We start from the raw sequence: 408 nt of genomic DNA on the forward strand, positions 1-408 counted from the left end.
CACATGCCCGCCGCGCTGCACCTGCGCGGCAACCTGGATCGCAACGCCCTGCAACGGGCCCTGGACCGCATCGTCGCCCGTCACGAAAGCCTGCGCACCACCTTCGAACGCCGTGACGGCGAAGTCCGCCAGCGCTTCGCCGCCGCCGACATCGGCTTCGCCTTGCAGGAGCACGACCTGCAAACCCTGGACGCCGATGCCCGCCAAGCCGCCGTGACGCAACTGACCCAGGCAGAAGCCCGGGATGCCTTCGACCTCAGCCAAGGCCCGCTGATTCGCGGACGCCTGCTGTGCCTGGCCGAAGACGAGCACATCCTGCTGGTGACCCAGCACCACATCGTCTCCGACGGTTGGTCGGTGGCGGTGTTGATCGGCGAGTTCAACGCCCTCTACGCCGCGTTCAGCCAG

The 408-nt window shown here is 68.1% G+C and carries 1 protein-coding gene; it reads left to right on the forward strand.

Translation table 11 applies throughout. The annotated features are described in order from the left end of the window. A partial coding sequence (locus J3361_RS29360) for a condensation domain-containing protein (protein WP_243459082.1) occupies positions 1-408 on the forward strand: 408 nt, incomplete at both ends.

The sequence above is a fragment of the Pseudomonas sp. OA65 genome (assembly GCF_017498305.1).
Taxonomy (GTDB): Bacteria; Pseudomonadota; Gammaproteobacteria; order Pseudomonadales; family Pseudomonadaceae; genus Aquipseudomonas; species Aquipseudomonas zanjanensis.